The 21,252-nt window shown below is 39.1% G+C and carries 41 protein-coding genes and 1 pseudogene; 6 read left to right on the forward strand and 36 right to left on the reverse strand.

Features of this window, described 5'->3' with window-relative positions; translation table 11 throughout:
• Positions 1–26: 26 nt before the first annotated feature.
• The 26 genes and pseudogenes from BAU16_RS03725 to BAU16_RS03845 all read right to left on the reverse strand — a co-directional run bounded on the left by BAU16_RS03725 (position 27) and on the right by BAU16_RS03845 (position 13,571).
• A pseudogene (locus tag BAU16_RS03725) lies at positions 27–336 on the reverse strand (HNH endonuclease).
• Between the two features lie 526 nt (positions 337–862).
• A complete protein-coding gene (locus BAU16_RS03730) occupies positions 863–1,135 on the reverse strand; it encodes a hypothetical protein (protein ID WP_161526451.1) in 273 nt (90 codons plus the stop codon).
• A gap of 229 nt (positions 1,136–1,364) precedes the next feature.
• Entirely contained in the window at positions 1,365–1,778 is a 414-nt protein-coding gene (locus BAU16_RS03735) for a sigma factor-like helix-turn-helix DNA-binding protein (RefSeq protein WP_161526452.1), read from the reverse strand.
• Between the two features lie 186 nt (positions 1,779–1,964).
• Positions 1,965–2,243, reverse strand: coding sequence for a hypothetical protein (locus tag BAU16_RS03740; RefSeq protein WP_161526453.1), 279 nt, complete (start codon positions 2,241–2,243; stop codon positions 1,965–1,967).
• Positions 2,244–2,264: 21 nt separating this feature from the next.
• Positions 2,265–2,471, reverse strand: a complete 207-nt coding sequence (locus BAU16_RS03745) for a hypothetical protein (RefSeq protein WP_161526454.1) — start codon at positions 2,469–2,471, stop codon at positions 2,265–2,267.
• The gene (locus BAU16_RS03750; RefSeq protein ID WP_202621238.1) at positions 2,471–2,839 is read right to left on the reverse strand and encodes a hypothetical protein; all 369 of its coding nucleotides are present in this window, start codon (positions 2,837–2,839) and stop codon (positions 2,471–2,473) included. The genes BAU16_RS03745 and BAU16_RS03750 overlap by 1 nt, the downstream gene beginning before the upstream one ends.
• Positions 2,839–3,315, reverse strand: a complete 477-nt coding sequence (locus BAU16_RS03755; RefSeq protein ID WP_161526455.1) for a hypothetical protein — start codon at positions 3,313–3,315, stop codon at positions 2,839–2,841. Before BAU16_RS03755 ends, BAU16_RS03750 begins: the two co-directional genes overlap by 1 nt.
• Complete coding sequence (locus BAU16_RS03760) at positions 3,302–3,655, reverse strand: hypothetical protein (protein ID WP_237579204.1); 354 nt, start codon at positions 3,653–3,655, stop codon at positions 3,302–3,304. The genes BAU16_RS03755 and BAU16_RS03760 overlap by 14 nt, the downstream gene beginning before the upstream one ends.
• A complete protein-coding gene (locus BAU16_RS13550; protein ID WP_202621243.1) occupies positions 3,652–3,819 on the reverse strand; it encodes a hypothetical protein in 168 nt (55 codons plus the stop codon). Before BAU16_RS13550 ends, BAU16_RS03760 begins: the two co-directional genes overlap by 4 nt.
• Before the next feature lie 22 nt (positions 3,820–3,841).
• Positions 3,842–4,219, reverse strand: coding sequence for a hypothetical protein (locus BAU16_RS03765; RefSeq protein WP_161526456.1), 378 nt, complete (start codon positions 4,217–4,219; stop codon positions 3,842–3,844).
• Positions 4,216–4,446 carry a hypothetical protein gene (locus BAU16_RS03770; RefSeq protein WP_161526457.1) on the reverse strand — a complete coding sequence of 77 codons (231 nt, stop codon included), beginning with the start codon at positions 4,444–4,446 and terminating at the stop codon, positions 4,216–4,218. Before BAU16_RS03770 ends, BAU16_RS03765 begins: the two co-directional genes overlap by 4 nt.
• On the reverse strand, positions 4,443–4,964 hold the full coding sequence (locus BAU16_RS03775) for a hypothetical protein (protein WP_161526458.1): 522 nt from the start codon (positions 4,962–4,964) through the stop codon (positions 4,443–4,445). The genes BAU16_RS03770 and BAU16_RS03775 overlap by 4 nt, the downstream gene beginning before the upstream one ends.
• A gap of 44 nt (positions 4,965–5,008) precedes the next feature.
• Positions 5,009–5,215 carry a hypothetical protein gene (locus BAU16_RS03780; protein WP_161526459.1) on the reverse strand — a complete coding sequence of 69 codons (207 nt, stop codon included), beginning with the start codon at positions 5,213–5,215 and terminating at the stop codon, positions 5,009–5,011.
• A gap of 187 nt (positions 5,216–5,402) precedes the next feature.
• Positions 5,403–5,597 carry a hypothetical protein gene (locus tag BAU16_RS03785; RefSeq protein WP_161526460.1) on the reverse strand — a complete coding sequence of 65 codons (195 nt, stop codon included), beginning with the start codon at positions 5,595–5,597 and terminating at the stop codon, positions 5,403–5,405.
• 92 nt (positions 5,598–5,689) lie between these two features.
• Positions 5,690–6,148, reverse strand: a complete 459-nt coding sequence (locus tag BAU16_RS03790; RefSeq protein WP_161526461.1) for a hypothetical protein — start codon at positions 6,146–6,148, stop codon at positions 5,690–5,692.
• Positions 6,138–6,326 carry a hypothetical protein gene (locus tag BAU16_RS03795; RefSeq protein ID WP_161526462.1) on the reverse strand — a complete coding sequence of 63 codons (189 nt, stop codon included), beginning with the start codon at positions 6,324–6,326 and terminating at the stop codon, positions 6,138–6,140. The genes BAU16_RS03790 and BAU16_RS03795 overlap by 11 nt, the downstream gene beginning before the upstream one ends.
• Entirely contained in the window at positions 6,307–6,630 is a 324-nt protein-coding gene (locus tag BAU16_RS03800) for a VRR-NUC domain-containing protein (protein WP_161526463.1), read from the reverse strand. The genes BAU16_RS03795 and BAU16_RS03800 overlap by 20 nt, the downstream gene beginning before the upstream one ends.
• Positions 6,631–6,945: 315 nt before the next feature.
• Positions 6,946–9,288 carry a phage/plasmid primase, P4 family gene (locus tag BAU16_RS03805; RefSeq protein WP_161526464.1) on the reverse strand — a complete coding sequence of 781 codons (2,343 nt, stop codon included), beginning with the start codon at positions 9,286–9,288 and terminating at the stop codon, positions 6,946–6,948.
• Positions 9,288–9,788 (reverse strand): DUF669 domain-containing protein, encoded by a 501-nt coding sequence (locus BAU16_RS03810; protein WP_161526465.1) that lies wholly within the window; start codon positions 9,786–9,788, stop codon positions 9,288–9,290. The genes BAU16_RS03805 and BAU16_RS03810 overlap by 1 nt, the downstream gene beginning before the upstream one ends.
• Positions 9,789–9,809: 21 nt before the next feature.
• Positions 9,810–11,330 (reverse strand): DEAD/DEAH box helicase, encoded by a 1,521-nt coding sequence (locus BAU16_RS03815; RefSeq protein WP_161526466.1) that lies wholly within the window; start codon positions 11,328–11,330, stop codon positions 9,810–9,812.
• Complete coding sequence (locus BAU16_RS03820) at positions 11,269–12,012, reverse strand: AAA family ATPase (protein ID WP_161526467.1); 744 nt, start codon at positions 12,010–12,012, stop codon at positions 11,269–11,271. The genes BAU16_RS03815 and BAU16_RS03820 overlap by 62 nt, the downstream gene beginning before the upstream one ends.
• Complete coding sequence (locus tag BAU16_RS03825) at positions 12,012–12,200, reverse strand: hypothetical protein (RefSeq protein ID WP_161526468.1); 189 nt, start codon at positions 12,198–12,200, stop codon at positions 12,012–12,014. The genes BAU16_RS03820 and BAU16_RS03825 overlap by 1 nt, the downstream gene beginning before the upstream one ends.
• Positions 12,197–12,697 carry a hypothetical protein gene (locus BAU16_RS03830; RefSeq protein ID WP_161526469.1) on the reverse strand — a complete coding sequence of 167 codons (501 nt, stop codon included), beginning with the start codon at positions 12,695–12,697 and terminating at the stop codon, positions 12,197–12,199. Before BAU16_RS03830 ends, BAU16_RS03825 begins: the two co-directional genes overlap by 4 nt.
• Positions 12,687–13,019: a hypothetical protein gene (locus tag BAU16_RS03835; protein WP_161526470.1), complete on the reverse strand. Its 333-nt coding sequence runs from the start codon at positions 13,017–13,019 to the stop codon at positions 12,687–12,689. Before BAU16_RS03835 ends, BAU16_RS03830 begins: the two co-directional genes overlap by 11 nt.
• Complete coding sequence (locus BAU16_RS03840) at positions 13,006–13,311, reverse strand: hypothetical protein (protein ID WP_161526471.1); 306 nt, start codon at positions 13,309–13,311, stop codon at positions 13,006–13,008. The genes BAU16_RS03835 and BAU16_RS03840 overlap by 14 nt, the downstream gene beginning before the upstream one ends.
• A gap of 71 nt (positions 13,312–13,382) precedes the next feature.
• Positions 13,383–13,571: a hypothetical protein gene (locus tag BAU16_RS03845; RefSeq protein ID WP_161526472.1), complete on the reverse strand. Its 189-nt coding sequence runs from the start codon at positions 13,569–13,571 to the stop codon at positions 13,383–13,385.
• A gap of 81 nt (positions 13,572–13,652) precedes the next feature.
• Here BAU16_RS03845 and BAU16_RS03850 point away from each other — a divergent pair, with 81 nt between their 5' ends.
• A complete protein-coding gene (locus BAU16_RS03850) occupies positions 13,653–14,450 on the forward strand; it encodes a hypothetical protein (protein ID WP_161526473.1) in 798 nt (265 codons plus the stop codon).
• Here BAU16_RS03850 and BAU16_RS03855 read toward each other — a convergent pair.
• The 4 genes from BAU16_RS03855 to BAU16_RS03870 form a co-directional block, all read right to left on the reverse strand.
• Positions 14,418–14,597, reverse strand: coding sequence for a hypothetical protein (locus BAU16_RS03855; RefSeq protein ID WP_161526474.1), 180 nt, complete (start codon positions 14,595–14,597; stop codon positions 14,418–14,420). The two genes, BAU16_RS03850 and BAU16_RS03855, sit on opposite strands and share 33 nt — an antisense overlap.
• A 4-nt stretch (positions 14,598–14,601) precedes the next feature.
• Positions 14,602–14,784 (reverse strand): hypothetical protein, encoded by a 183-nt coding sequence (locus BAU16_RS03860; protein ID WP_161526475.1) that lies wholly within the window; start codon positions 14,782–14,784, stop codon positions 14,602–14,604.
• 79 nt (positions 14,785–14,863) lie between these two features.
• Positions 14,864–15,184, reverse strand: coding sequence for a DUF771 domain-containing protein (locus BAU16_RS03865; RefSeq protein ID WP_161526476.1), 321 nt, complete (start codon positions 15,182–15,184; stop codon positions 14,864–14,866).
• Positions 15,185–15,283: 99 nt separating this feature from the next.
• The gene (locus tag BAU16_RS03870) at positions 15,284–15,715 is read right to left on the reverse strand and encodes a hypothetical protein (protein ID WP_161526477.1); all 432 of its coding nucleotides are present in this window, start codon (positions 15,713–15,715) and stop codon (positions 15,284–15,286) included.
• Between the two features lie 75 nt (positions 15,716–15,790).
• Here BAU16_RS03870 and BAU16_RS03875 point away from each other — a divergent pair, with 75 nt between their 5' ends.
• Positions 15,791–16,042: a hypothetical protein gene (locus tag BAU16_RS03875; protein ID WP_161526478.1), complete on the forward strand. Its 252-nt coding sequence runs from the start codon at positions 15,791–15,793 to the stop codon at positions 16,040–16,042.
• Here BAU16_RS03875 and BAU16_RS13555 read toward each other — a convergent pair.
• From BAU16_RS13555 to BAU16_RS03885, 4 genes are read right to left on the reverse strand one after another with little or no spacing between them, the layout of a single operon-like run.
• Complete coding sequence (locus BAU16_RS13555; RefSeq protein WP_202621239.1) at positions 16,023–16,178, reverse strand: hypothetical protein; 156 nt, start codon at positions 16,176–16,178, stop codon at positions 16,023–16,025. The genes BAU16_RS03875 and BAU16_RS13555 overlap by 20 nt on opposite strands.
• A gap of 13 nt (positions 16,179–16,191) precedes the next feature.
• Complete coding sequence (locus tag BAU16_RS13560) at positions 16,192–16,368, reverse strand: hypothetical protein (RefSeq protein ID WP_202621240.1); 177 nt, start codon at positions 16,366–16,368, stop codon at positions 16,192–16,194.
• Positions 16,365–16,856: an ORF6C domain-containing protein gene (locus BAU16_RS03880; RefSeq protein ID WP_161526479.1), complete on the reverse strand. Its 492-nt coding sequence runs from the start codon at positions 16,854–16,856 to the stop codon at positions 16,365–16,367. Before BAU16_RS03880 ends, BAU16_RS13560 begins: the two co-directional genes overlap by 4 nt.
• Positions 16,841–17,749: a DUF3102 domain-containing protein gene (locus tag BAU16_RS03885; RefSeq protein WP_161526480.1), complete on the reverse strand. Its 909-nt coding sequence runs from the start codon at positions 17,747–17,749 to the stop codon at positions 16,841–16,843. Before BAU16_RS03885 ends, BAU16_RS03880 begins: the two co-directional genes overlap by 16 nt.
• 48 nt (positions 17,750–17,797) lie before the next feature.
• Here BAU16_RS03885 and BAU16_RS03890 point away from each other — a divergent pair, with 48 nt between their 5' ends.
• Complete coding sequence (locus BAU16_RS03890; protein ID WP_161526481.1) at positions 17,798–17,998, forward strand: hypothetical protein; 201 nt, start codon at positions 17,798–17,800, stop codon at positions 17,996–17,998.
• On the opposite strand, the gene BAU16_RS13565 is transcribed toward BAU16_RS03890, so the two are convergent.
• Both BAU16_RS13565 and BAU16_RS03895 read right to left on the reverse strand, forming a co-directional pair.
• Positions 17,976–18,128 carry a hypothetical protein gene (locus BAU16_RS13565; protein ID WP_202621241.1) on the reverse strand — a complete coding sequence of 51 codons (153 nt, stop codon included), beginning with the start codon at positions 18,126–18,128 and terminating at the stop codon, positions 17,976–17,978. The genes BAU16_RS03890 and BAU16_RS13565 overlap by 23 nt on opposite strands.
• 47 nt (positions 18,129–18,175) lie before the next feature.
• Positions 18,176–18,367, reverse strand: coding sequence for a helix-turn-helix transcriptional regulator (locus tag BAU16_RS03895; protein ID WP_161526482.1), 192 nt, complete (start codon positions 18,365–18,367; stop codon positions 18,176–18,178).
• Positions 18,368–18,518: 151 nt separating this feature from the next.
• On the opposite strand from BAU16_RS03895, the gene BAU16_RS03900 reads away from it, so the two are divergent.
• From BAU16_RS03900 to BAU16_RS03910, 3 genes are all read left to right on the forward strand, one after another.
• Positions 18,519–19,157, forward strand: a complete 639-nt coding sequence (locus BAU16_RS03900; protein ID WP_161526483.1) for a LexA family protein — start codon at positions 18,519–18,521, stop codon at positions 19,155–19,157.
• 96 nt (positions 19,158–19,253) lie between these two features.
• On the forward strand, positions 19,254–19,898 hold the full coding sequence (locus BAU16_RS03905) for a hypothetical protein (protein WP_161526484.1): 645 nt from the start codon (positions 19,254–19,256) through the stop codon (positions 19,896–19,898).
• Positions 19,899–19,993: 95 nt separating this feature from the next.
• Positions 19,994–21,148, forward strand: coding sequence for a site-specific integrase (locus tag BAU16_RS03910; protein ID WP_161526485.1), 1,155 nt, complete (start codon positions 19,994–19,996; stop codon positions 21,146–21,148).
• The last annotated feature ends 104 nt before the right edge of the window (positions 21,149–21,252 follow it).

Raw genomic sequence — 21,252 nt, forward strand, 5'->3', positions numbered from 1 at the left:
TTTTTGAACTTTAACGAGCCATTTCTCTACCACCACTCATCGTCCCATTTCTTTTCTTTCTTGCTAGAACGATAATTAAATCTTTCGTGTCGGCGATTGTGGCAGTTCTTACAAAACCCTTAGATTGTCTGGATCAAACGCCAGCTCAGGATAGTATTCCAACTCTTTGATATGATCGACTTCCAATATGGAATCATACTGAGTAGTTAATCTACCTTCTGCTTTACACCATTGACATTCATAATGATCTCGTTCCAAACATTGTTGTCGCAGTCGTCGCCATTCGCTTGATCCATAGAACCTTGCACGATCTGCTTTTGTTTTAACGCTGATCATATGTACACCTTCTCAGCCTTTCTCGTATATGCTCATCACTCTTATGTCCATGCCCAAGATAAACCAGCTTATACCGATCGATCTCATGTGGCTCCGCCTCTCTAATCCACTCAAGCAATGTATAATTATGATGCAATTCTGACTGATGGATAGCAGCGTGATGACAGATTAGATCACGAGATAATGAAATGTAATAGTGATACATGCGCTATCCCTCCTCAGACAAATTAAAAAGACCACTCAACGAGTGATCTAAATCCTTAAACTGTTTCAGCAGCACGCTACTTAATACAGCCAATCCTAAGATTGTTTCTAATGTCACCGGAGCGGCACTGCCCCACTCACGAACTGGTTCTTAAAACATTAGGAGCGAGAGTTTCAACACAGGTAGCTAATCTGATTATGCCAGTTCTATCTCGCCGTGCGTCTTCTACTTCCGCCACAGTGACACAAAAAGACAGCACTAGAGAATTCTGAAATGAGATGATCCACCTCTTTCAAAAAATTGTGCTGCCTTTTTATTTTGCTAAATTAATTTTCTAAGTGTCTTACCTTCATCATTCAATAACCACACTTGAGAGATAATGTAATCCTTGAATTCTTCTGAAGAATCGATAGTGAAAGAACTATCTTTTTCATTAACTGAAAACGAATAAACGGAATCGTCATAAAAATGAACCATCAAAAAACCATCAATACGATTAGTTCGTTTGACTCCTTCAATGATATCTGTTCTTAAAACAGCTTCCTTTCCCTCTCCAACATCACTCTTTAAAAATTTGTCAATCTGTAATAACATTCAAATCATCCTCTCTATCTGTCTTTCTATCACAACTATTACCTAGCTTAGGTTGCTATATACACGATACTAGGTCGCTCGCTTGTTCCGTTTCCGCGGAAAAGCTATGATATCACCCACAGAATAATTTTACGTATCAAAAGGAGGTTGAATGCCGTTGTGCGTTTCTGCTTGTGGGCGATATCTTACTAATACCATTATAATTCATTATTTCAATGGTTGCTGTTGCTTAATTGTTGCTTTTAGCCTTGATAACATAGTCTTTTTTGAATTGAACTTTTTTCAAAATGGCTGAATGATGTTTTCGGATATACTGGTACGTGTAACCAAGTTCATCTGCAATTTCTTGTAGGGTCAGCCCTTCAACATATTTCATACGCAATATGTGTTGCTCAATTCCTTTGAAAGAGTAAATAACCTTTCTCAGATCAAAGCGGTAATTCATTTGCACTGCCAGCTCATACTCCAAGTTATCTATAATATCCTCTAATTTACTAGCCTTCGATTCTTTTACCAAAGAATATCTTCCCAAGTCATTGGGGTTCTTCCATCTATCAAGTTCTTCTTTGTATGTTTCAAGTTCCCAATCAAGCAAAGCAATTTTTTGTTCCCACTCTTGATACTTACTCAGCCATTCGTACAATCACTTGCCCTCCCAAAATTTACTCAACCCATTCGTCAATTTTTCCGGTAATTATGTCCACCAGCCCCTTAATCTACAGGCGCACGATACCGGTGTGATCTCTAATCTTAATTGTCGGCATTGCGACCACTAGCGTAATCAGCAAGCCTGCTATGATGTCAGTCATGGTATCCTCATAATCGTCGTTTAGCAGCCTAAATCGTAACCTTCGTACTCCTCAACCTTCTGCCGATATACAGCAATCTCATCGTCAGTAGCAGGTACCAACCTTTCTATCTCACATCCGCTTCCCTGAAGACAGTACACGTTTTTCTCGTTCCACTGGTACCAATCGGCCCAAGCGAGCCTTACTTGCTCGTCCTCTTCCAATATTTCATTCCAGATTTTATTTTCTGTAACGCTCGTGACTTCGCCAAATGCCGGCGGATGTGCATCTGTAAGCTTGTAGATTTCTCCGATTGTCATTGTTCACCCTCCTGTTCTAATTTAATCTGGCAGTAAATCAACTTTGACTTTAAACGGTTCGTCTTCCCAATTTAGGCCTTGATACATATGTTTAGGGATGGATACCCAATCACAGCTAAACCAATATGCATATGTTCCTTCATATCTTTCGCATCTTCCAGGCTTTTCCCAGTGGAGTTTCAATCCTCCATCTTCATCTCTTGCTACCCATCCTGTCTTTACTTTCATCACTCTTCCTCCAGTACTTTGAGATCATAATCCGAGTCAATGAATTTTTCTGTTAATTCTGGATTTGTTGCATTACCCAATTCTGTGTAGATTAAATCAAAATCATCTCGGTTAAAGTCAGTTTGTAAGTAGTTATTGATGATCGCTCTGATACGGTTTTCCCAATAACTGCCCACCCCTTTATGCGCTGGTCTTGATAGCCAATGAAATATCTTTACTGTTATATCTCTTTTTGACTCTACGCCGTTTAAGCCAAAATAAATATTCTTGGTTGGGACTAAGATTAGTTCATTTCTTCGATTGATGAATGCCTTCGGTGATATTTCTGTTACAAATCCTATGAACTTTAGAACTTCTACTTGCACCATCACTCTTCCTCCGATTCGATTATTGATTTTCGCTTCTCTTTAAGCCTCTTCAGCTGATATTCAAGTGATTCGATTTCACTATCTACTTGATAAAGTTGTTTCTCTTTGTTAGGAGATGCCGTCTTTTTGACGAAATATTTTGGGTATCTTCTGCCGCCCGAATCACATGCAACCTGATAGCGATCATCGTCTGCGTATTCTTGATAAGTGGTTTGTTTCACTTCCCGAACATCGTCAAAATTAAGAATAAGCGTGAAGTCGTTGATGTTTTCATCGTTAAGAACGTATGAAATGCTGTTCGAATATTGATAGTAGCTATCAATCAGTATTATTTCGTTTTCGTAGATCCGAGGAACAAATGTCCAATTAGTACACCAGTAAGGATCAGTGCTTGCCCCTGTGCTAGTTCTCTTGTCAATTTCCCTTGCGTATAGTCCCGTCGGTATAATCTTCGCTCTATTTTCAGCTGATAACATTTTCTTCCTCCTGTTCCAAAGCCCATTGGCTAAAAACTTGTAATACTTCTAACTGCGCTTTTCTGGTTAGGTATTTATAGGCTCTAAACACGACTAATGTTTTAAATCTGTTTTTTGTATTTACATGTAACCTCCAAAATAATTCAATTGGCTCAATATCCGTGATTGAATATTTCTCTTTTAGCCACTCCAAGACGACCTGCTGATCGTCGGTGAGAGAGACTACTGGCTTCAAAATTTCCCTAACCTTTTCTAATGTATTTTCTGCCGTATCAACTCCTGCACTATACATATCTAAAATAAATTTAATATCAATAAGTGTTTCTTCTGCTTTAGTCATTCCGCTACCTCCTCATACCAAACCTCAAATACGCAAGGGTCACTGTAAAGATCATTTACTGCTTGCTCCATTTCAGCTACAGTCTTATCATATTTCATAATGACATCCTGCAATACTTTACCCATATAGCGTTGCTTGTAAATTAACCGGTAATTCTTCTTCACCACAAAACTTCCTCGCTTTCTGTTATTCACCGTACTCCTGTTCCAAAGCCCATTGGATGAAAACTTGTAGAACTTCAAGATGTTCAACAGCCGTTAGCGCCCCATATGCTTCTACATGTGGGGATGCATGAACAGGATAATAATCTGGGTCACCATGTTGCCAATGATAAACTAGAGTTGCAATACACTCTAAAGATAGCCAAGAATGCCGTTTACGTCCTGACCATTCCTTCTTTAACCACTCAAAAACTATCTGCTGATCTTTGGTGAGAGAGGGAGATTTAATTTCTTGTAGATACCGTACAGCATTATTTAAATAAATATCATTAGCGTATTTCGGCTTATTACCAGCCAAAGCACGTTCAATTTCTTCGATTGCATTATCAATTTTTAAAGTCATTCCGCTACCTCCTCAATCCCAACCAAACGCTCTCCAAGTTGTCCGGCAAGCTGTGAGTAGACTTCATTTGTAGCATCAACTAAATCAATAGCTTTCTCAACATCAGTAGTGAAATTCATGCTGACATTCATTGTTTCTTCGTCATTCTCATCGGCTTGGATCAAGACTTCACTTACATAGTTTTTGACCGTGCCGTTTTTTGACAATACATAAACTAATTGTTTCATACTTCCTCCACACTCCCATCAACCAACGTAGCGACTGCCTCGGCTTGGGTGCGGTCAGTAAATTTAAACGCTGGAGGTTCAGCTAAGTATGTCCAAATAGCCGAAAAATCATATTTATCTTCATCAAACTTCTCAAAATATATGCAGTCATCTTTATGCTTAACCACCCACCGTTTCGGCTTTTCGATTTCGTTTGGCATATCAATCGTTGTAAAATGTGTTTTATATTTCGGGAAATGTTCATCAAGTGGTGTGCCACAATATGGTGGTTCTTCAACTGGGAAATTCCACCACAAGCAATCTCCTACGTCTTCACTCCAATGTTCTGCCAAATGAGCTTCCACCTTCTCGGCTTGCGGTTCGTCTAGCCGGTCTATATAAGTTTTCGCAATCATAATTCCTGTGTAAACATTAATAGCAGTATCTCTGCTGGATTTATCCAAATCTAAGTTCATCCAAACTTCGTAAAATTTTTCTTGCGTTTTGGTTAATTCATCAATCAATTCTTGCTTATTCATCAGTTCTCCTCCTCGTGGTATTTTCCATTTTGGAAATAACCACTTTACTTTGCCACTTCTTTTAACAGCGATTTTAATTGATAAGCAGACTTACTTGTTTGACGATAAACCAAAATTACTAACTTTCTATCTATGGCTTTCAAATCTACATATTCAAAAACATCATCTGGATTATCCTTGCTTTCCTTTTCAAAAAAAGCAGATATGTGTACATCGTAAGGTTGAGTAGTCAATTCTTTAAACTTAATCATTCGCCGTCCTCCTGGCTTAAATAGATTTCTTCTGCCATCAAAGACTCAGCTAAACAGTCTGAGTTACAAAAGATGTTGTCACATCCATCATCAAACTGAAAGTAGTCTCTGATCAGATGATTCTCTCGAACAGTAATGCAGCTTGTTTCGATTCTCTTCAAACAGTTGGCGCAGTATACATTCCCTTTTAAATTTGGGTATGACATTTTTTAGCCTCCTGTTCAGGTCTTTTTCCATTTCCTTGAACTTTGGTCCCTCTATATTTCACAGCACAATCAGCATGTTGAAGTCTCCAATTTCCGTTCTTTCTTTCGAAATGGCCTTCGCCACGATTAACGAAACCGCCACAACGATAACAGTAACCTGAGTATTTATTTCTCATTGTTAAAACCTCCTAAGTTAATAATCTCTGTCGTTAGTGAACAAATTTTGCTTTTCTAAACTGGTCGAATTCGACGGGTTTAAACTATTCGATTAATTCATGTATTTTGGGTGTTCAATCTTCTGAGACCCAATAACACCTCTCGTATGCAGCAAATTCCACACGCTCATGTTGCGATACCGTCTTTCAAGCACTGCTATTGGCACGCCGTTTTGGTAATCAGTAATCATTACGTCGATCAATTCTTCTCGCTGTTTTTGCTTCTCTACATACGCACCAGTTTTCTTCAAAATATTCGTCACTACTGGTCTCGTGGTATGGAATTTCTCGTAAATCGATCGAATCGATTTTTCGTTGAGATACATCCAAACCATCTCTTTTTGCTCACTCTCACTAAATAGCTGGATTGTGTGCTTTTTCCGCGGCTTTTCATCAGTAATCAATTTTTTAGCGATTTTCCGAGCTATCTCCACATTTTTCGGATCATTATCCCAACCAGTCGCATGCGTGATTTCCGCTAATTCCAATTGCAATTTTCGCTTATCCGACATTTTTGTACCCCCATCCTATCAGTAATTCTTCTCGTTGATTGAGCGCTTGACGTTGCGATAGCGATGCTTTAACAAGTTTTGCGTATAATTGTGCTTCTTGTCGCGAAACGTAGCGGTAGGTCTTTGTGCGCTCGTTTATGATGATTGCTTGCTTATTGTCATAGTAGATTCTGATCATCAACTATTTCCAATGCGTCTTCCACAGATCGAGCCACGCCGTATAGCACCGGCTGTGTTTTTAAAAATTCTCCAAATCGTATCTGATCCGGACGCAATTTTCCTTTCTCGTTTTTTACTTCGATAGCGAAGAATTTGCCGTCTTTTGTCCATCCGAACAAATCTGGCCACCCCTTCGGCAATCCGGTATCAAACCATCGGCCATCTACTGTTTTTACTTTTCCCACATTGCCACGGAAAACGAAATGTCCATATTTTGGTAGCTCTCTGCGGATAGCGTTTTGAATATCTATTTCTGCTGTCATGCGTACCTCCTAAAAAATATTAGGGATAGTTTATTAAAAATAGGGAGGGTTTAGAATTGCTCTATCCCTTGTCTCTCTAAGCGTTAACCGACTTTAGGGAGGGTTGGAGGGTTTTTCGTGGTTGCTTCTGTGTTTTTATATATATTCCCTTATTTTTATTATTTTATTTACTATATAGAAAAACTATCCCTACTATCCCTAACAACCGTCAACCCGTTGTCGCTGTAAGGCTTAAGCTCAGGGAGGGTTTGAAAAAAACTATCCCTAACCCTCCCTAAACCCTCCCTAATCCTGTATCCATGAAACATTTTTGTTTCACAAACCGGGAACTACTACTGAAAATTCACGAAATTCTTTTTTTAAATCAATTCCCACATAAGCAATTTTCCCGTTCGTTTTTTTCTTTTTGAATTTATCAATAATCTTTTTCCCGAATTGTGTTTGGCTAAATGGATGCTCATTCATATCCCTTGACCATTTATCATACGCTTTGAACAATTCCGTTGCCCCAATAGCATATCCGGGTCCTGTTTCGCAACATTGTTCGATAAAACTACCGATGACATCCATTTCTTGCCGGTATTCCATGGTTGCTTGCTGGATGCTTTCGGGAGGTTTCAATCCCTCTCTCTGCCACATTAGGCAGCCTTCGACAGCCCAATTAAATATTCCTGGCAGTTCACGCATCAGTTTGTCCTTTAGGTTCTTATCGACTTTTTCGAGCGGGATCTGAACAGTGAACGGAATCAGCGGCAATCTTCGCCATATACCATCGTCATTTCCCCGTATGATCGGCTTGTGGTTTGTAGCAAGCCAAATCTTATATTTAGGCTTATAGTCAAATACGTGGCCACCTTTAAAGCTGGCAGATACACTGTCGCCACCTGTAAGCTGTTTGATTAAACCTTCGTCCAAACGGACTCCTTCGTTCGGCTCTGATGACGTGACTAACCGCGCACCATCCAATCGGGCAATATCTTCATTGTGTCCGCTGCTGCCACCCTGTTTGACCATCAAACTTGACGCCTGCATTCCCATCGCATACGTGCCCATAATTTCAGCGATAATATCCAAAAATACCGACTTACCATTCCGCCCATTGCCAAAAAGAATGAACATCACTTGCTCTCGAATTGATGCTGTGAGAGAATAGCCGACTGCCTTTTGGATGTAACGAATCAGCTCTTGATCCCCGCCAAAAATTTGATTAAGAAACAATTCCCACCGTGGATAGTCAATCTTATCCGTGAATTCAGCATTCGAAATTCTGGTGAACATTTTTGAAATATCATGCTCATATAGAATTCCGTTCGATAAATCAAGATAGCCGTTTTGAGAATTGAACAGCATATCATCACCGTCGAATTCTTCAGGCAGAACCGCGACGTTATGCTTTAATTCCCGCATCATTGCTTCTTTCCCAGCGTTGTTTCTGGATCTTTTTAAATGCTTGGCTTTTGCTTCTAAATAGGCTTCTTGGTCTTTTTCAGTCGCACCTTTGGGAAATTCGACTGGTTCATTCTTAAAAATATCGATTGTCTGATCGACCCATTTTCGGACCGCGCCGATATTGTCTTGTTCCCAGTTCTTTCCGTTATAAAAGTACCAGCATTTATTGACATAGCTATATTTCGTTAGATTACCGAAAATATCCAGATACCGTTCGGCGTTGCCGGTATCATCATAGCTGTAGTGTTTTTTGAATGCTTTTTTTTCAATATCATCCACAGTTACGCCAGGGATTGATAGAAAATAGTCATCAGCTTTTTTCTTTCCTGAGTAGTGATTGGTGCTCTCAGATATCGCTTTGTTCAAAAGTCCGATACCATAAGTTGTCTTTCCACGTCTTTGATCGTATTTATCCCGCATCAAAGCTGACATACGGAAGATCTCGTCCATCTTTTGAAAATCACCGGCAGTCCAAAATGCTAGATCATTGGCGAATGCCATGTCCGCTTCGGATTGGCTGCTGTATAGTTTCTCCCAACCACCATCCATAAAAAATTTAAAACGCTGACCCGTGGATGAAGTAAGTGCAGTTTGAATAATTTCTTGCACTGATAGATCATTTCCGTCTTGCCACTGGCTTGAAAAATTCCCTTGGGTTACTTTTTCATTCTCAAGATATCGGCTGTAAAGGAATTCCATTTGTGTTTTGGGGATCTCGTTGACTTCGTTGTTATTACCAAAAAAGTTTCCAGTGATAGCGAAAAATCGACCATCTGTGTACATTTCTACATTCTTTTTTCTTCTACGGTCTCCAGGGATTTTAGCCTTTCCGATAATATGGATCCCCTTACCTGACATTGATATTTCCGAATAGGTTTTAGTTGAATTCATAAACACATAAACTAAGTTGTTTTCGATATCACCTTGTAGATACCGTTCTAAATCATCAGGAATATCATCTAAATCAATCCCAATGTATGGCGGTTTGAAATAGAATGCTAATCCGTCTGCATTGAATTTTTCAATAGCAGTGAGAGCGGTCTGAAAATCAGACCAGGTACTCTCATTTGTGCTGCTGCCCATGTTGCCCGTATGCGGATCATGCGGTTTTTTCTTCCATTTCTGCCTGTCCTCATCCCACTCACGCTTGTAAATCCCCCATTGATTTAATTCACGGAGTTCTGAGGGAATACGGTTATAAGTATTCATCAGAAGGGCAGATCGTCATCTTGAATATCGTATGCTTGAGAAGTTGATGGGGAATCTGTCTTAGTTTTAAATTGATGTTGAAGATTTTGAAATTCACTTGCACCGAATTTTTTGATATTGGTATTTTCATATTTCTTGCCATTGTATTCAGATTCTTCGTTTTTTACACGAACCTTCCCGACGCGCATCGCAAAATCATTCAAAAAATCATCGAAAGATTGGTATTCTTTCCCGTCAGGCAATTGAAACGCCTTCGCTAAAGCCATGACCATTCCTTTGTTATATTTATTTGTTTCCTTAGATTTCCAAACACGGTGAAATAGATGACTATTTTTAAATGATTGTTGGATATCGTTACGAATGATGAAATCAAAATTAATGAATTCAGCACCGCTTTTCGTTGCATCTTCTTTTACATTGAAAATCACTACTTCATAATCTCCGTCTGATACTGTTCCAAATTCTTGCGCTTCGTTGTAGTCTACTTTAAATCCTGTCATTGTTATTTCCTTCTTTCTTTTTTAGTAGAATATATTTGCCACCCACGTAGGTGCTTCCGGTTTTTCTTGATATTTTTCATAGGCCCAGTTATAGGCTCTCAAAACTTTATCCATCGAAATGTTACAAATTAGAGAAAATTCTTCTAAGGTGCTTAATGGATATTCCTTTCCGTGATAGGCGGTTAAAGAACCAAACATTTTATATAGCGGATTACCTTTTTCTGCCATTCTTACCTTCGCCTTTGCAATTGAATAGTTATATTCAAGCGACTGCTTTGCCGAGAATTTTTTCTTCGACAATCGAAGAAATTTTGCCTTTTCAGCATTTAATTCAATCATCTCTACTGCCTTGTCAAAAGTGACGGACGACTCTTTTTCCTTCATTTCAATTTCTTGCAGACAAAATGGACAGTGCGGTTTATCGTCAATTTTTAAAAGACTTTTTAAAAGAAACTGTTGCCCACAGGTAGTACAGGTGATTTTTGGCGGTCCACTGCTGCTAACTTGCTTTTTCTTGCGCCCGCTTAATGACCATTCAAACTCATCGGCCGGTAATCCTAAATTAGCTCCGTTACCCACATGGTCCAAAATGATAGATGTTTTATCAGGACGATACCTCATACCACGCATAGACTGCTGTAGATGAAGAACGATTGATTGCGTTGGTCGGCATAGAATGATCACTCCTACATCAGGTACATTGAACCCCTCTGAAATCAAATCAACATTGGATAAAATCGTGATTTTCTTTGCTTTAAAATCAGCCATGATTTGATCACGTTCTTTAGTTGGTGTTTTTCCATCAGCGTGAACGGCATAAATGCCTGCTTCGTTAAACCACTGTACAATTAATTTACTAACTGCAATCGTTGGTGCATACACAATAGCTTGTTTCCCATCTGCGTATTTTTTATAATTTTTAACAATGTCGCCTTGAATCGTGGCATCAGATTCGAATAACTCGGCAGAGCTTTCAGCTTCACGTGTCGCATTTTTAAAATCGACTTTCGAACGATCAATGAGCGGAATTGAAAACCATCGATACGGCGCTAAATTTTGGTGATCAATCAACCATTGAATAGATGGACCTTCAACCATTTCTTCGTAAATGTCAGTAAAGCCTTCCCCGTTGAGTCGATAAGGTGTAGCGGTGAAACCCAATCTAGGAATTTCTTTAAAGTGATTGTAGATTTCCATGTAGGTCTTAGCTTTTCCGTGGTGCCCCTCATCTGTGATGATGAGAGAGAGCGGCGGCAACGTATTTAACCGGTTCTTTGCCATCACAGCGGACAGTACGATTACTTTTGAAAGGTCCGCATCGTTTGCCTCCAATGTTTCTCGAATGTTATCTAGCAACTCTCTCCTGTGGGCTAAAAACAATACCGTGCCGCCTTTTTCCGTTGCTAGTCGAACAATTTCGGCAATAACGACCGATTTTCCACTCCCCGGTGGAGATTGAATAAGCACTCCGATTTTCCCATTAGCTAGATGCTTTCTGCTTTCCGTCACTAGTTTGTTTTGATACGGTCTGAGCTGATACATCGCTCTCACCACCAATCAAAAAAAGTTCTTCAGCTGGCGCTGCTTTTCGCTGATCCAAGCGGTTTTTCGCATACACAGCATCGTTTCCTTCCAAGATGATTCCGCGGTTGCCAGTATCGGGATTGATAATCATTCGTCCGACGATATCCGTTAATCCCATAAGGTTGTCTCGAACGCTATCTCGAATTTGCGGTGCGTATTGGTTAAACGTTTGTCCACGCTCGGTGGTAATTTCTCGCTGATTCTCCCATGCAGTAACTAAAATATTGATATCCTTTAGCAAATAAATCGTTGTCATAATACGAGCAAAATAATTCGTCCATTGACTGTAGTCCTGAATTTCATTGCTGATTCCATTTTTCGAAGTCCGCCCACGTTCGACGAACCAATCTTTTTCAAAACTAGAAATATTATCGATGACTAAATTGTCATAGCTTTTAATTAACGCTGGTGCCTCTTTAATAAACTCCGTGATAAACTCATGTGGATGAACTCGGTCGAATTCGATAATATCTATATCAGTTAGACCGGCTAATACTTTTGTTGAATCATCCATATCAAGAACTAGCGTTTTGCCTTTAACGAATTGGACCAACGATGTTTTCCCTGTTCCTGGTTTGGCATAAATCATAATGCGCCAATCTTTATCTTTACGTAGATCAACTGCTTTTTTTATTTTCATCAATCGCCACCTTCTATCACAACATTATCCAATCCATATTCGATAAACTTTTCTACCAATCGCCGCAAAGGAATACCCGTTTCTGCCTTTAATGCAAGTAATTTTTGATGTTGTTCGGTATCAATAAATACTGGCATAGTGGCCTTTGATTCTTTTTCTGCTTTCAAAACTAACTTCTTATCTGTCATTTATTTTTCACCTTCACTTTCACTTCGACATCTTTCATTTCCGCCTTTAAATAAGGTATCGCCATTCCGTTATCATCCACAACCAAGCCTTCACCAGTTATGTGAAAGACACCGTCAACAAGCAACTGCTTCGTGTCGTTGGCAATCAATTTAAAGGTTGTTTCTTCCTTCAAAAGTCCAATATGTTCTTCCTGCATATAGCGTAAGAATTTTTCTTTTTCGTTTTTTTCAGTCGGTTGGACTAATTTGTAAGTCGCTTTGCTTTTAGGATTTGGATATTTTTTTGAAACGATGAAGCTATCCGTTTCAATGAATTTTGCATCACCTAAAAGTTGTAATTGCAACGTTCGCCCCGCATCAATTTCTTGTTTGATTGCCTGCAATGCGATTGTTTTTTTATCTTGTAAATCAGCGATTTGGCGGTCATACTCGTTTTGCAATGCACCAAAATCGGATTCTAGTTTTTCGAGGTCCATGGTTAGCTGGTCAAGATTCAACGATATCGGCTCCTCTCTTTGGTCTTAAATCAAAGAATTTCGCATACCCGTTGTCTGATATCCAAGCAAGCAACGCTTCTTTGATGACTTCGGAATACTCGCTTGGCAGCATTACTTCTCGCAATGCCTCGTTCGCTTCGCCAGCGGTTAGTTCTTCCACATACTCTTTCGTGTATCGTTCCAGATTTTCTTCAAGTAGCAAACCATCAGCATTGATATAAACGGTGCTGTTTAGATAGATGTCATCGCTGTATAGATCCGTTAAAATCGGTCCCTCATATTCAGGTTCTAATGGAACGCCCAAACTGTCAGTTTTCATCATCTTCAAGCTCCTCCAATTCATCAGCGGGATTTTGAAGCACAAAGATTTTTGTTTTCAGCGATGCATTTTCAGCTTTTAGAGCTTTGATTTTTTCGTCTTTCTCCCACCCCTCAAGTCTGATTTTGTCGATTTTATCAGCGGATGTTGATACAGCCTTAATCAATTCTCGATACTCATTTAGCGTGATTGTGACCGTCAATTCTTGATTGGTAACAAAGTTGTTTTCGGAATTAGAATAGTCACCAAAATTTTTAGTGTAATAAACCGGTTCGTTTGTAATTTGTTCTGCCATTTATATCCTCTCGCTTCCGTGGTATAATTTAGTAAATGTTTTTTCTTGACTAGCTAACTTTCGTCGGTGGGCTAGTCTTTTTTTGCGACTAAATTTATCGCATTTCCAAACGGTTGATCGATAAGATTCAATTTTCCGTTTCCAGTTGAAGCGAACAATCCTTTTAGAAACGTTTGAATCATCATTTGTTGTTCTGCGGTCAATGCGATTGGGTAATATTGACCGTTTATGATATACATAACAGCAAATGTTTCGTTCATGTTCTCACCTCTTTCAATTTGGTATTGTTCATTCGTGCTTTTAGCCGTATACTAAATCCAACTACAATGTAAGGAGCGCGTATGACACGATATTCAGACAGGCAAGAAGGCCTCGCAACACTAAAAACAATCGATTTAAACAGAAAAGATTATCTCTTGATTCATTATTCTTGTGAAAGCTTCTATAACAAGGAAGATGGTAAAAGCCCCAGAATCACTTCTATCGCAGTTCGTAAATTTGATGACGGTCAAACAGACCTTTTTGCTATTCACAAAACCGCGGAAATTAAGGGCATACCGTTTTCTGAAATAGAAAACAATTACGATGAAATAGAAAAAGCAATGCTAGATAAATTCTTTCAATTTGTACAACCCAATAGTGGAAAAAAATGGATTCATTGGAATATGCGTGATACTAATTACGGTTTCAAAGCGATTGAACATCGTTATGAAGTTTTAGGTGGTTTCCCAACCAGAATTGACGACCAAAACAAAATTGATTTGTCCCGATTATTCATTCATCTGTACGGTAAGCGTTATATAGGAAATCCAAGAATGATTAAATTAATGGAGTATAATCAAATCAATCAAAAGGATTTTCTAAACGGTCAAGAAGAAGCCGAAGCATTCGCAAATCGAAATTATATTAAGCTAAGTATGTCTACTGCCTCAAAAGTCGACTTGTTTTCTAACTACTTGACGCAAGCTATCGATAAAAAATTAATGGTCTTGACGAAAAAATGGGAATTAAATGGAACTTCAATTATTGGTAAGTGGTATTCGTTTAAAGAAACTATTTTTTATAAACCCTTGGTCTTGATAGTGAATATCATAATCGGGATTGTTTTAGAGCGATTTTTCATTTCCCGATTTTTTTAAAATGTCACTCTTCATTTGAATAGCTTTCTCTCTTGTAAAAACTATGGTCTGGTCAAAAAATTCATGATCGATGTAATATTGTCTTTCGTTCACATTAGATAATTTTGAAATAATCCAATTTAAATGAGCAATTGTCTCGATTTCCACCTAGTCAGCCTCCTCGCTGGCTTTTTTGTATTTCCAAAATCCATTCGTCATAAACAATGATCCATGCAATCGCCAATGTTGGAGCAACTACCTGCACCCAAAGCGGGATATCCCCGGTCAACAACATGCCTAAAGTGACCAAGATGCCCGATAGCGCAATGCGCCGCATCCACCAGATTTTTTTCATTTCTTTCTCCTTTCGATGATTATCATCGCCGTCATAAACAGTGTGCTAAAAATTGCGATGGCTAAGATGTTTTTCCATATCACCATCCGAAATCAGTCCAATGCTTATCAAGGAACAACGCCATTTCGCGAGCTTTAAATTTCCACGGGCTACCTTTTGCCCCCTTGTGGACGATATAACCCTCATCCATCATTTTCTTGATTTCATGGCTGTATTTGGGATTGTAGAGAATGTTGTCTTCAATCCACTCTTTTGATTTGTTTCCTAACCAAGCACGTAAATCGGCGTAGTTCCACGTTTTACCAAGCAGCGATTCGTTTTCACCAAGCATCGTTGTATCCACGATTTTTAAATTTGGTGGCAGTTCGATTGGTACGACCACTTGAAATTGTTGCGCCATGTCGATTCTCCTTTCTATTGATTAAAAAAGTTTCTCAATTGTCGGTATGCTGCATTGTCGATCCACTATCTTCTTCAACTGATATAGTGATTCTTTTAATCATTTACTAAGCTCCCCTACTTTTTGATCTGTATACTTCCGTAATTCGCTCACACGCTGTTCTAACTGCTCCTTGTCGTTTTGCACCGTGGACAGTTGTTGGCGCAAGCTATCGGATTCCTGTTGCTTTGTAGCGATCTCCTGTTGCTTTTGTTCGATTTCTCGTTGCTTGGCTTCAATTTCCTTCTGCTTGTCCGATTTGATTTGCTCAATTTCGGCTTTCAGCTGCTCCTGCGTGCGAGTGTTGTTGGATAGCTGTGATTCGAGTTCTGACACACGTTGCGATTTGGTTTGTCCGTATTGCAACACTGTGTTGAAGTTTGCTTTGATCGTGTCTAGGTCTTGAAATGCGTTGCTTGCTGCATAGCCGATAACGCCGCTACCTAGTGCTAGTCCGATGATTGCTGTTGTTTTTGCTAGTTTGTTTTTCAATGTTGTTTCTCCTTTGGTATAATTTCCTTATCAGTCAGTGGTCGGCTGAAATAATTGATAAGGTGGTGAAAATTTATGAAAGACTATAAGTTAGATTTTCAATCTGAATTGCCTGTTGAGTTTGCAAATGAATTCAAAGTTGAGTTGCCAGCTAAGACTCGTACAGTTTTTACTATTAATCACGATATGGTTCTTCAAGAGTTTGAAGATGATACTGTAATATGCGTTACTCGTGATGATGAGTTTTTAACTATCTACTCAAATCGAAAATTCAACCAGACAATTCCAGTTAGAAGCAAGAAAGTGGTTATTTCTTTTGAGGAATAATTTTCCCTTCTCCTGTTTGTGAATCGTATTGTAGTTTCGATTCTAGATGTTTTCTTCTTGGTTGCTCTGGGCTACTCGCAATAGCTTGGAGCAATTTTGCTATTTCTTCTGGCGTTGCTTTGATTGTGATTTCCATGGTTAGGCCTCCTTTATTTCAAATACAACTCGCTCACGCCTAATAAATCAGCAAGATTAATAAGCGATTCTTTATATGATTCTTGTAAGTCTTCAACAGTTGCGATTTTTCCGTCAATTGTAATGTTTTTAGCATCGCTCAACTCAAACAAATCTTTTAGAACATCAATTATGTTGTCATGTTCAGTCATTTTGATTCCTCCAATTCCAACACTTTCAAAATCCCTGGCGTTGGCTCTAAATCATGGCTACTAAAGCTTACATAAGACAGGCTTTTTAGATACGCTGTGGCTTCGTCATAGTTCACACGTTCAATTGAGGTGTATCTTGCGACGTTCATTCGTTCTTTTAGTTTTGAGTGCATACGACGGACAAACAGCCCTTTCCACGCCTTAAACAGATTGTCGCTAAATGTTTCTTGCAAAACTTGCTCATGCTTGCGAGCTAACTTTCCAGCCGTGCAGTGGATCAGTGACGTAATTTCACGTTGTTCCTCATATGTGATCGTGACTTGCTTTGACATCTTGTCTAACAACGCTTCGGCTTCACTAACACGCTTGTCCACTCTGTTCTCAATAGCTCTAACTTCCTTTAAGACAGCAACTAATGCTTCACCTTGCTTGTTTTGGCGCTCTAACGTAAAAATAAGTGGGTCGTTTTTCGTCAATTGATTATCCATGCTACTTCTCCTCCGATTTCTTGTTTAATATCTTTCAGCAGATTTTCTACTCGTTTTATGCCTTCATCTAGTTTTTGCTTGGTATCTGGGCTTGCGCCAGCGATGGCTTGTGAATCGTACACAGTGACAGCTTGCTCTTTGACAAACTCATTCATGTTGAGAATAAGCTTGTGGACGTTGATGTCTGCATCACGTTGTAATCGTTTCAACTGTGCCTGCTCGAGTTCGTCATTTTCCATCTGCCGCTTGGACTGTAAAGCTTGTTTCAAGCGTTCCTGTTCAGATTTCAATTTCTCGTTTTCGGCATTAATATCGCTGATTAGTTGTGATGATTTTTGATAGTCTCCGCTAACTGAGTTCAGTTCTCTCAGCAAAGCCATATTTGATGATTTCAAATCGTTATAATCATCTGGCACCTTTTCGACCACTACTTCTTTTTCGATAACTTCCGGTTCTTGTTCGGTCAAATCATCAATCATTCTTGCTTGTGTGGCGATTTGCTCGTCTTTGGCTTTGAGCTGTTTTTTGAGTTCCTGTAATTCTCTAACGGTCATTTCATCGGGCGTTTTAGATTCTCCTTTAGAAGTGACGTGTTCTTTGGTTCGTTCTTCTTCTGGCAGTGTGGCGACTAGGTATAAAGCTCGATTACCTAAATTCTGCCACGTGTCATAATTTGGCAACTCTTTAGCTACTTTCATAAAACGATTGGCTTCCGAATGTTCAATGTTGACTGTTTCTAACCATTTCCCAAATTCACCATGCGCCAAGTCGTTTTCTTTTACATAATTCAATCGTCTGCCGATTTCCCAAATGGATTGACCTGCAATCTGCTTGTAGGAATTGATTTCAGCGGTAATGACGTTGATATCGCTTGATAGCGAAATTTCATTCAACGGGATTCCCCTTTCTGTTGTATACTCTCCTTAAAGGAGGTGAAAAAATTGGGTAAAAATTTTGAAATTAAGGGACTTGATAAATTAATGAAAAAGCTTAGTGATCCTGAACAACTTGCAAAGGAAATCATTAATGACGCTGGCGGTGTTGAGATGGAATGTCCTAATTGCCAAAAGCTTATCAAGGTTCCAACTAATGGAGTTACTTGTTCTTGTGGTCAAAAAATCACTTTTGAACCGAAGAAGTAATTTCAAAATTCACCGAAGCCAATTCGTCTGCCAACGTTTTGGCTTCTTTTAATAATTCAACGTATCGTTCAACCTTTTGGGTCGCTTCATCGATGCCGGTGATTGTCACTTCTAGTTTTTGTGCGTTCATTGTTTAACCTCCTTTCCGCACTTAAAGTACGGTTTAAATTAAAAAAATTACGGACGGATTCTATCTGCGTCCACTTTTAGTACATAAGCAATAGCAAAAATGTGCATCGGTTTAACTGCCACTTTTTTGTTTTCCCACTCACTAACCGTCTTTTCGTTGACGCCAAGCTTTTGAGCTAGGGCTTCTTGGGTTAAACCTTTTTCTTCTCGCCACGCCGAAATAGATAATTGTTCTGGCATACATATCACCTCACTTTCCTGCCTGTGCCTATAATATACCGCACTAAAAGTACGAAGTCAACACTTAAAGTAAAAAAAGTTTAGGTTTTCTTCTTTACTTTTCCTCACTTTAGGTATATGATTAATACATCGAAGGGAGGTATAAAGTAGTATGAAACAGTTAACGACAGCCCAACAGCAACGAGAAATTTTAGCAAAAAACTTAAATGAGCTGCTTGAACTAAAAAGAAAAACGCAGGCTGATGTGATACGAGATACCGGTTTTGCAGAAGCGACTGTTAGAAGCTGGTTCAGCGGTGAGAAATATCCAAGACTTGATAAAATTCAAGCTTTAGCAGATTACTTTAACGTTCCGCGATCTAGAATTACAGAAGAGCAAATTGACGGAATGATAAAAGTAAGTCAATTAATTTCGATACCAGTGCTTGGTGACATTGCCTGCGGTGACCCAATCACAGCAGAGGAAAATATCCAAGGCTATCGTGATGAAGTCGCTGACACGCTACCGACAGGCGATTTATTTTATCTGCATTGCAAAGGTGATAGTATGGCACCAACTATTCCAAATAACGCTTATGTACTTATTAGACAACAACCAGACGTGGAAGATGGAGAAATTGCAGCAGTTCTTGTAAACGGTGATACAGAAGCTACTCTCAAACGTGTTAAGCGTCAAGGTAATTTAGTGATGTTAATGCCAGACAATCAATCATACGACCCGTATATAGTTACTCCGGATAACCCGGCAAGGATTTTGGGCAAGGCAATTAAGATGAGCGCTGACCTATAAAAAAATACCCCAGTCGTAGTTGGCGCTGCGGCTAGGGTTACCCTTTTGAGGTTTTTTGTTATGGTAAAACAATTATATCAGAAATGAGGGATTTGAATGAAAAAAATGTTAATTGGGTTGGTAGCGTTACTTTTCCTTGTTGGATGCGCCAACGATGGCAACGAAGTCAAAGATTCCACAAAACAAACTGATTCAGAAGCAACGGAAATCAGTTCAACTACGGAATCTTCCGAAAAAGAGGAAGCAAAACCGGTTGTCACTGAGCTTAACGTGGCTGGAGAAATCAAATCTGGCGACAAAGTAATGTACACAATTGAGGCGACAGAAGTCAAAGACATTACTGATAAAGCAAAATCTGAAATGACAAATAGCGATAATAATCTTGATTTTTATTCCAACGGTCAAGCAAAGCAAGCTGTCAAAGTCACACTACTTATGAAAAACAGCAGTGGTGAAGCACTTGGCATGCCTTTTCTGGACAATGTAAAAATCGTGGATAAAAATGGCGTTTCTAGCGTTGGTGGTTGGAAAGACCAAGGCGGTTCGAAAACAGAATTTGGTTACTATGATTCTGACGAAAACGGAAACGCAAAACCCGAAATCTATGAAATAGCCGACGGTGAATCTAAATTAGCTACATCTACCGTTCTGCTTGCAACACCGAGCGAATCTTTGAAATTTACTTTTGCTTCTGAAAAATATGGGGATTCAATCGAGTTCGAACTTCCAATCACAAAATAAAAAACACGCCCTCCCCTCACAGAATGGCGTGCTTAGCAATAAACAATAGGCTTATTGACATGCCTATTGTATCAGACAGGAAAGGATGATTCAACATGGCGAGTATTAGAAAGCGTGGAAAGACGTGGGAAGCTCGTATTTCCTACAAAACAGCTGAAGGAAAATATAAAACAAAAACAAAATCAGGCTTTAAAACAAAAAAAGAGGCTCTCCTTTTTGCCAATGAAAACGAAGTATTGGCCATCACAGGCGAGTTAGCAACCACTAAACCAAAACTATTCACAACCTATTTTAAAGACTGGTATGAGCTTTATAAAGAGCCTACGATAAGAGACAGGACAAAACTAACATACAAGCAGGCACAAATGAATCTCGAAAAATATCTGCCCGACATTTTATTGCAAGACATGGATCGGCAAACTTATCAAAAATTTTTAAATGAGTTTGGCGCTACCCACTCCAAAGCAACCGTATCAAAAATGAATAGTTTGTATCACGCAGCAGTAAAAGATGCGGTCTATGACAAATTGATCTATCGCGACTTTATCCAAGGCACAAAAATGGTCTACGATGATAGCCTTACACGTAAAATTGATTATTTAAATATCGAGGAGACTAAAAAACTTATAAATTTTATCTTGGAGACCAAGAATCCTCATTTTCCCACGAAATATATGATACTGACCGCTCTTTTAACTGGCATGCGACCAGGAGAAATTGCCGGCTTAACGTGGGATAATATTAACTTTGCCTTTAAAACAATCACTGTCGAAAAATCTTGGAATGACGCGACACAAGATTTTCAACTGCTAAAAAATGAATCGTCAAATAGAATTCTTCGCGTGGACGACTTTTTACTTGATACTTTAAAAGAGTTGCCGAAAGATGACCCGCAAAAAAGATTATTTGTTTATCGTCAACAATCCGTTCCGACATCATCAGCAGTCAACAAACTGCTGAAGGAATCGCTCAAAGAATTGGCTATCGACCGCAAAGGATTCCATTTTCACAGTTGCCGACATACGCATGTAGCTTACTTGCTTTCGAGCGGCATTGACATTTATGCCATCTCTAAAAGACTGGGTCATAATAATATAACAATCACCGCAAAAGTTTACGCATATTTGATTGACGAATACAAAGCAAAAACCGACGAAAACATAATAAACGCTTTGGGTGAATTAATTCCGGAGAAAAAGTTTGGTCAAGTTTTGGGTAAAAGAGCGATAAACAGTGGTATATCAAGGTAAAAAAATCCTGTACTCTCCTTCATTTAAAGTTAGAAATACTTATCCATCAAGGATTTCAAGTATTTCTAACTTCTTTTTTTATTTGGCTCTTTGTCAAATAGTGT

It is taken from the genome of Enterococcus sp. JM9B (genome assembly GCF_009933265.1).
GTDB classification, from domain to species: Bacteria; Bacillota; Bacilli; order Lactobacillales; family Enterococcaceae; genus Enterococcus_C; species Enterococcus_C songbeiensis.

What these genes read in the sequence shown, in the direction of transcription:
- BAU16_RS03730 (WP_161526451.1), bottom strand. Translation starts at nt 1,135, where the DNA reads ATGTTATTACAGATTGACAAATTTTTAAAGAGTGATGTTGGAGAGGGA.
- BAU16_RS03740 (WP_161526453.1), bottom strand. Translation starts at nt 2,243, where the DNA reads ATGACAATCGGAGAAATCTACAAGCTTACAGATGCACATCCGCCGGCA.
- BAU16_RS03745 (WP_161526454.1), bottom strand. Translation starts at nt 2,471, where the DNA reads ATGAAAGTAAAGACAGGATGGGTAGCAAGAGATGAAGATGGAGGATTG.
- BAU16_RS03750 (WP_202621238.1), bottom strand. Translation starts at nt 2,839, where the DNA reads ATGGTGCAAGTAGAAGTTCTAAAGTTCATAGGATTTGTAACAGAAATA.
- BAU16_RS03755 (WP_161526455.1), bottom strand. Translation starts at nt 3,315, where the DNA reads ATGTTATCAGCTGAAAATAGAGCGAAGATTATACCGACGGGACTATAC.
- BAU16_RS03760 (WP_237579204.1), bottom strand. Translation starts at nt 3,655, where the DNA reads ATGACTAAAGCAGAAGAAACACTTATTGATATTAAATTTATTTTAGAT.
- BAU16_RS03765 (WP_161526456.1), bottom strand. Translation starts at nt 4,219, where the DNA reads ATGACTTTAAAAATTGATAATGCAATCGAAGAAATTGAACGTGCTTTG.
- BAU16_RS03770 (WP_161526457.1), bottom strand. Translation starts at nt 4,446, where the DNA reads ATGAAACAATTAGTTTATGTATTGTCAAAAAACGGCACGGTCAAAAAC.
- BAU16_RS03775 (WP_161526458.1), bottom strand. Translation starts at nt 4,964, where the DNA reads ATGAATAAGCAAGAATTGATTGATGAATTAACCAAAACGCAAGAAAAA.
- BAU16_RS03780 (WP_161526459.1), bottom strand. Translation starts at nt 5,215, where the DNA reads ATGATTAAGTTTAAAGAATTGACTACTCAACCTTACGATGTACACATA.
- BAU16_RS03785 (WP_161526460.1), bottom strand. Translation starts at nt 5,597, where the DNA reads ATGAGAAATAAATACTCAGGTTACTGTTATCGTTGTGGCGGTTTCGTT.
- BAU16_RS03790 (WP_161526461.1), bottom strand. Translation starts at nt 6,148, where the DNA reads ATGTCGGATAAGCGAAAATTGCAATTGGAATTAGCGGAAATCACGCAT.
- BAU16_RS03795 (WP_161526462.1), bottom strand. Translation starts at nt 6,326, where the DNA reads ATGATCAGAATCTACTATGACAATAAGCAAGCAATCATCATAAACGAG.
- BAU16_RS03800 (WP_161526463.1), bottom strand. Translation starts at nt 6,630, where the DNA reads ATGACAGCAGAAATAGATATTCAAAACGCTATCCGCAGAGAGCTACCA.
- BAU16_RS03805 (WP_161526464.1), bottom strand. Translation starts at nt 9,288, where the DNA reads ATGAATACTTATAACCGTATTCCCTCAGAACTCCGTGAATTAAATCAA.
- BAU16_RS03810 (WP_161526465.1), bottom strand. Translation starts at nt 9,788, where the DNA reads ATGACAGGATTTAAAGTAGACTACAACGAAGCGCAAGAATTTGGAACA.
- BAU16_RS03815 (WP_161526466.1), bottom strand. Translation starts at nt 11,330, where the DNA reads ATGTATCAGCTCAGACCGTATCAAAACAAACTAGTGACGGAAAGCAGA.
- BAU16_RS03820 (WP_161526467.1), bottom strand. Translation starts at nt 12,012, where the DNA reads ATGAAAATAAAAAAAGCAGTTGATCTACGTAAAGATAAAGATTGGCGC.
- BAU16_RS03825 (WP_161526468.1), bottom strand. Translation starts at nt 12,200, where the DNA reads ATGACAGATAAGAAGTTAGTTTTGAAAGCAGAAAAAGAATCAAAGGCC.
- BAU16_RS03835 (WP_161526470.1), bottom strand. Translation starts at nt 13,019, where the DNA reads ATGATGAAAACTGACAGTTTGGGCGTTCCATTAGAACCTGAATATGAG.
- BAU16_RS03840 (WP_161526471.1), bottom strand. Translation starts at nt 13,311, where the DNA reads ATGGCAGAACAAATTACAAACGAACCGGTTTATTACACTAAAAATTTT.
- BAU16_RS03845 (WP_161526472.1), bottom strand. Translation starts at nt 13,571, where the DNA reads ATGAACGAAACATTTGCTGTTATGTATATCATAAACGGTCAATATTAC.
- BAU16_RS03850 (WP_161526473.1), top strand. Translation starts at nt 13,653, where the DNA reads ATGACACGATATTCAGACAGGCAAGAAGGCCTCGCAACACTAAAAACA.
- BAU16_RS03860 (WP_161526475.1), bottom strand. Translation starts at nt 14,784, where the DNA reads ATGAAAAAAATCTGGTGGATGCGGCGCATTGCGCTATCGGGCATCTTG.
- BAU16_RS03865 (WP_161526476.1), bottom strand. Translation starts at nt 15,184, where the DNA reads ATGGCGCAACAATTTCAAGTGGTCGTACCAATCGAACTGCCACCAAAT.
- BAU16_RS03875 (WP_161526478.1), top strand. Translation starts at nt 15,791, where the DNA reads ATGAAAGACTATAAGTTAGATTTTCAATCTGAATTGCCTGTTGAGTTT.
- BAU16_RS13555 (WP_202621239.1), bottom strand. Translation starts at nt 16,178, where the DNA reads ATGGAAATCACAATCAAAGCAACGCCAGAAGAAATAGCAAAATTGCTC.
- BAU16_RS13560 (WP_202621240.1), bottom strand. Translation starts at nt 16,368, where the DNA reads ATGACTGAACATGACAACATAATTGATGTTCTAAAAGATTTGTTTGAG.
- BAU16_RS03880 (WP_161526479.1), bottom strand. Translation starts at nt 16,856, where the DNA reads ATGGATAATCAATTGACGAAAAACGACCCACTTATTTTTACGTTAGAG.
- BAU16_RS13565 (WP_202621241.1), bottom strand. Translation starts at nt 18,128, where the DNA reads ATGAACGCACAAAAACTAGAAGTGACAATCACCGGCATCGATGAAGCG.
- BAU16_RS03895 (WP_161526482.1), bottom strand. Translation starts at nt 18,367, where the DNA reads ATGCCAGAACAATTATCTATTTCGGCGTGGCGAGAAGAAAAAGGTTTA.
- BAU16_RS03900 (WP_161526483.1), top strand. Translation starts at nt 18,519, where the DNA reads ATGAAACAGTTAACGACAGCCCAACAGCAACGAGAAATTTTAGCAAAA.
- BAU16_RS03905 (WP_161526484.1), top strand. Translation starts at nt 19,254, where the DNA reads ATGAAAAAAATGTTAATTGGGTTGGTAGCGTTACTTTTCCTTGTTGGA.
- BAU16_RS03910 (WP_161526485.1), top strand. Translation starts at nt 19,994, where the DNA reads ATGGCGAGTATTAGAAAGCGTGGAAAGACGTGGGAAGCTCGTATTTCC.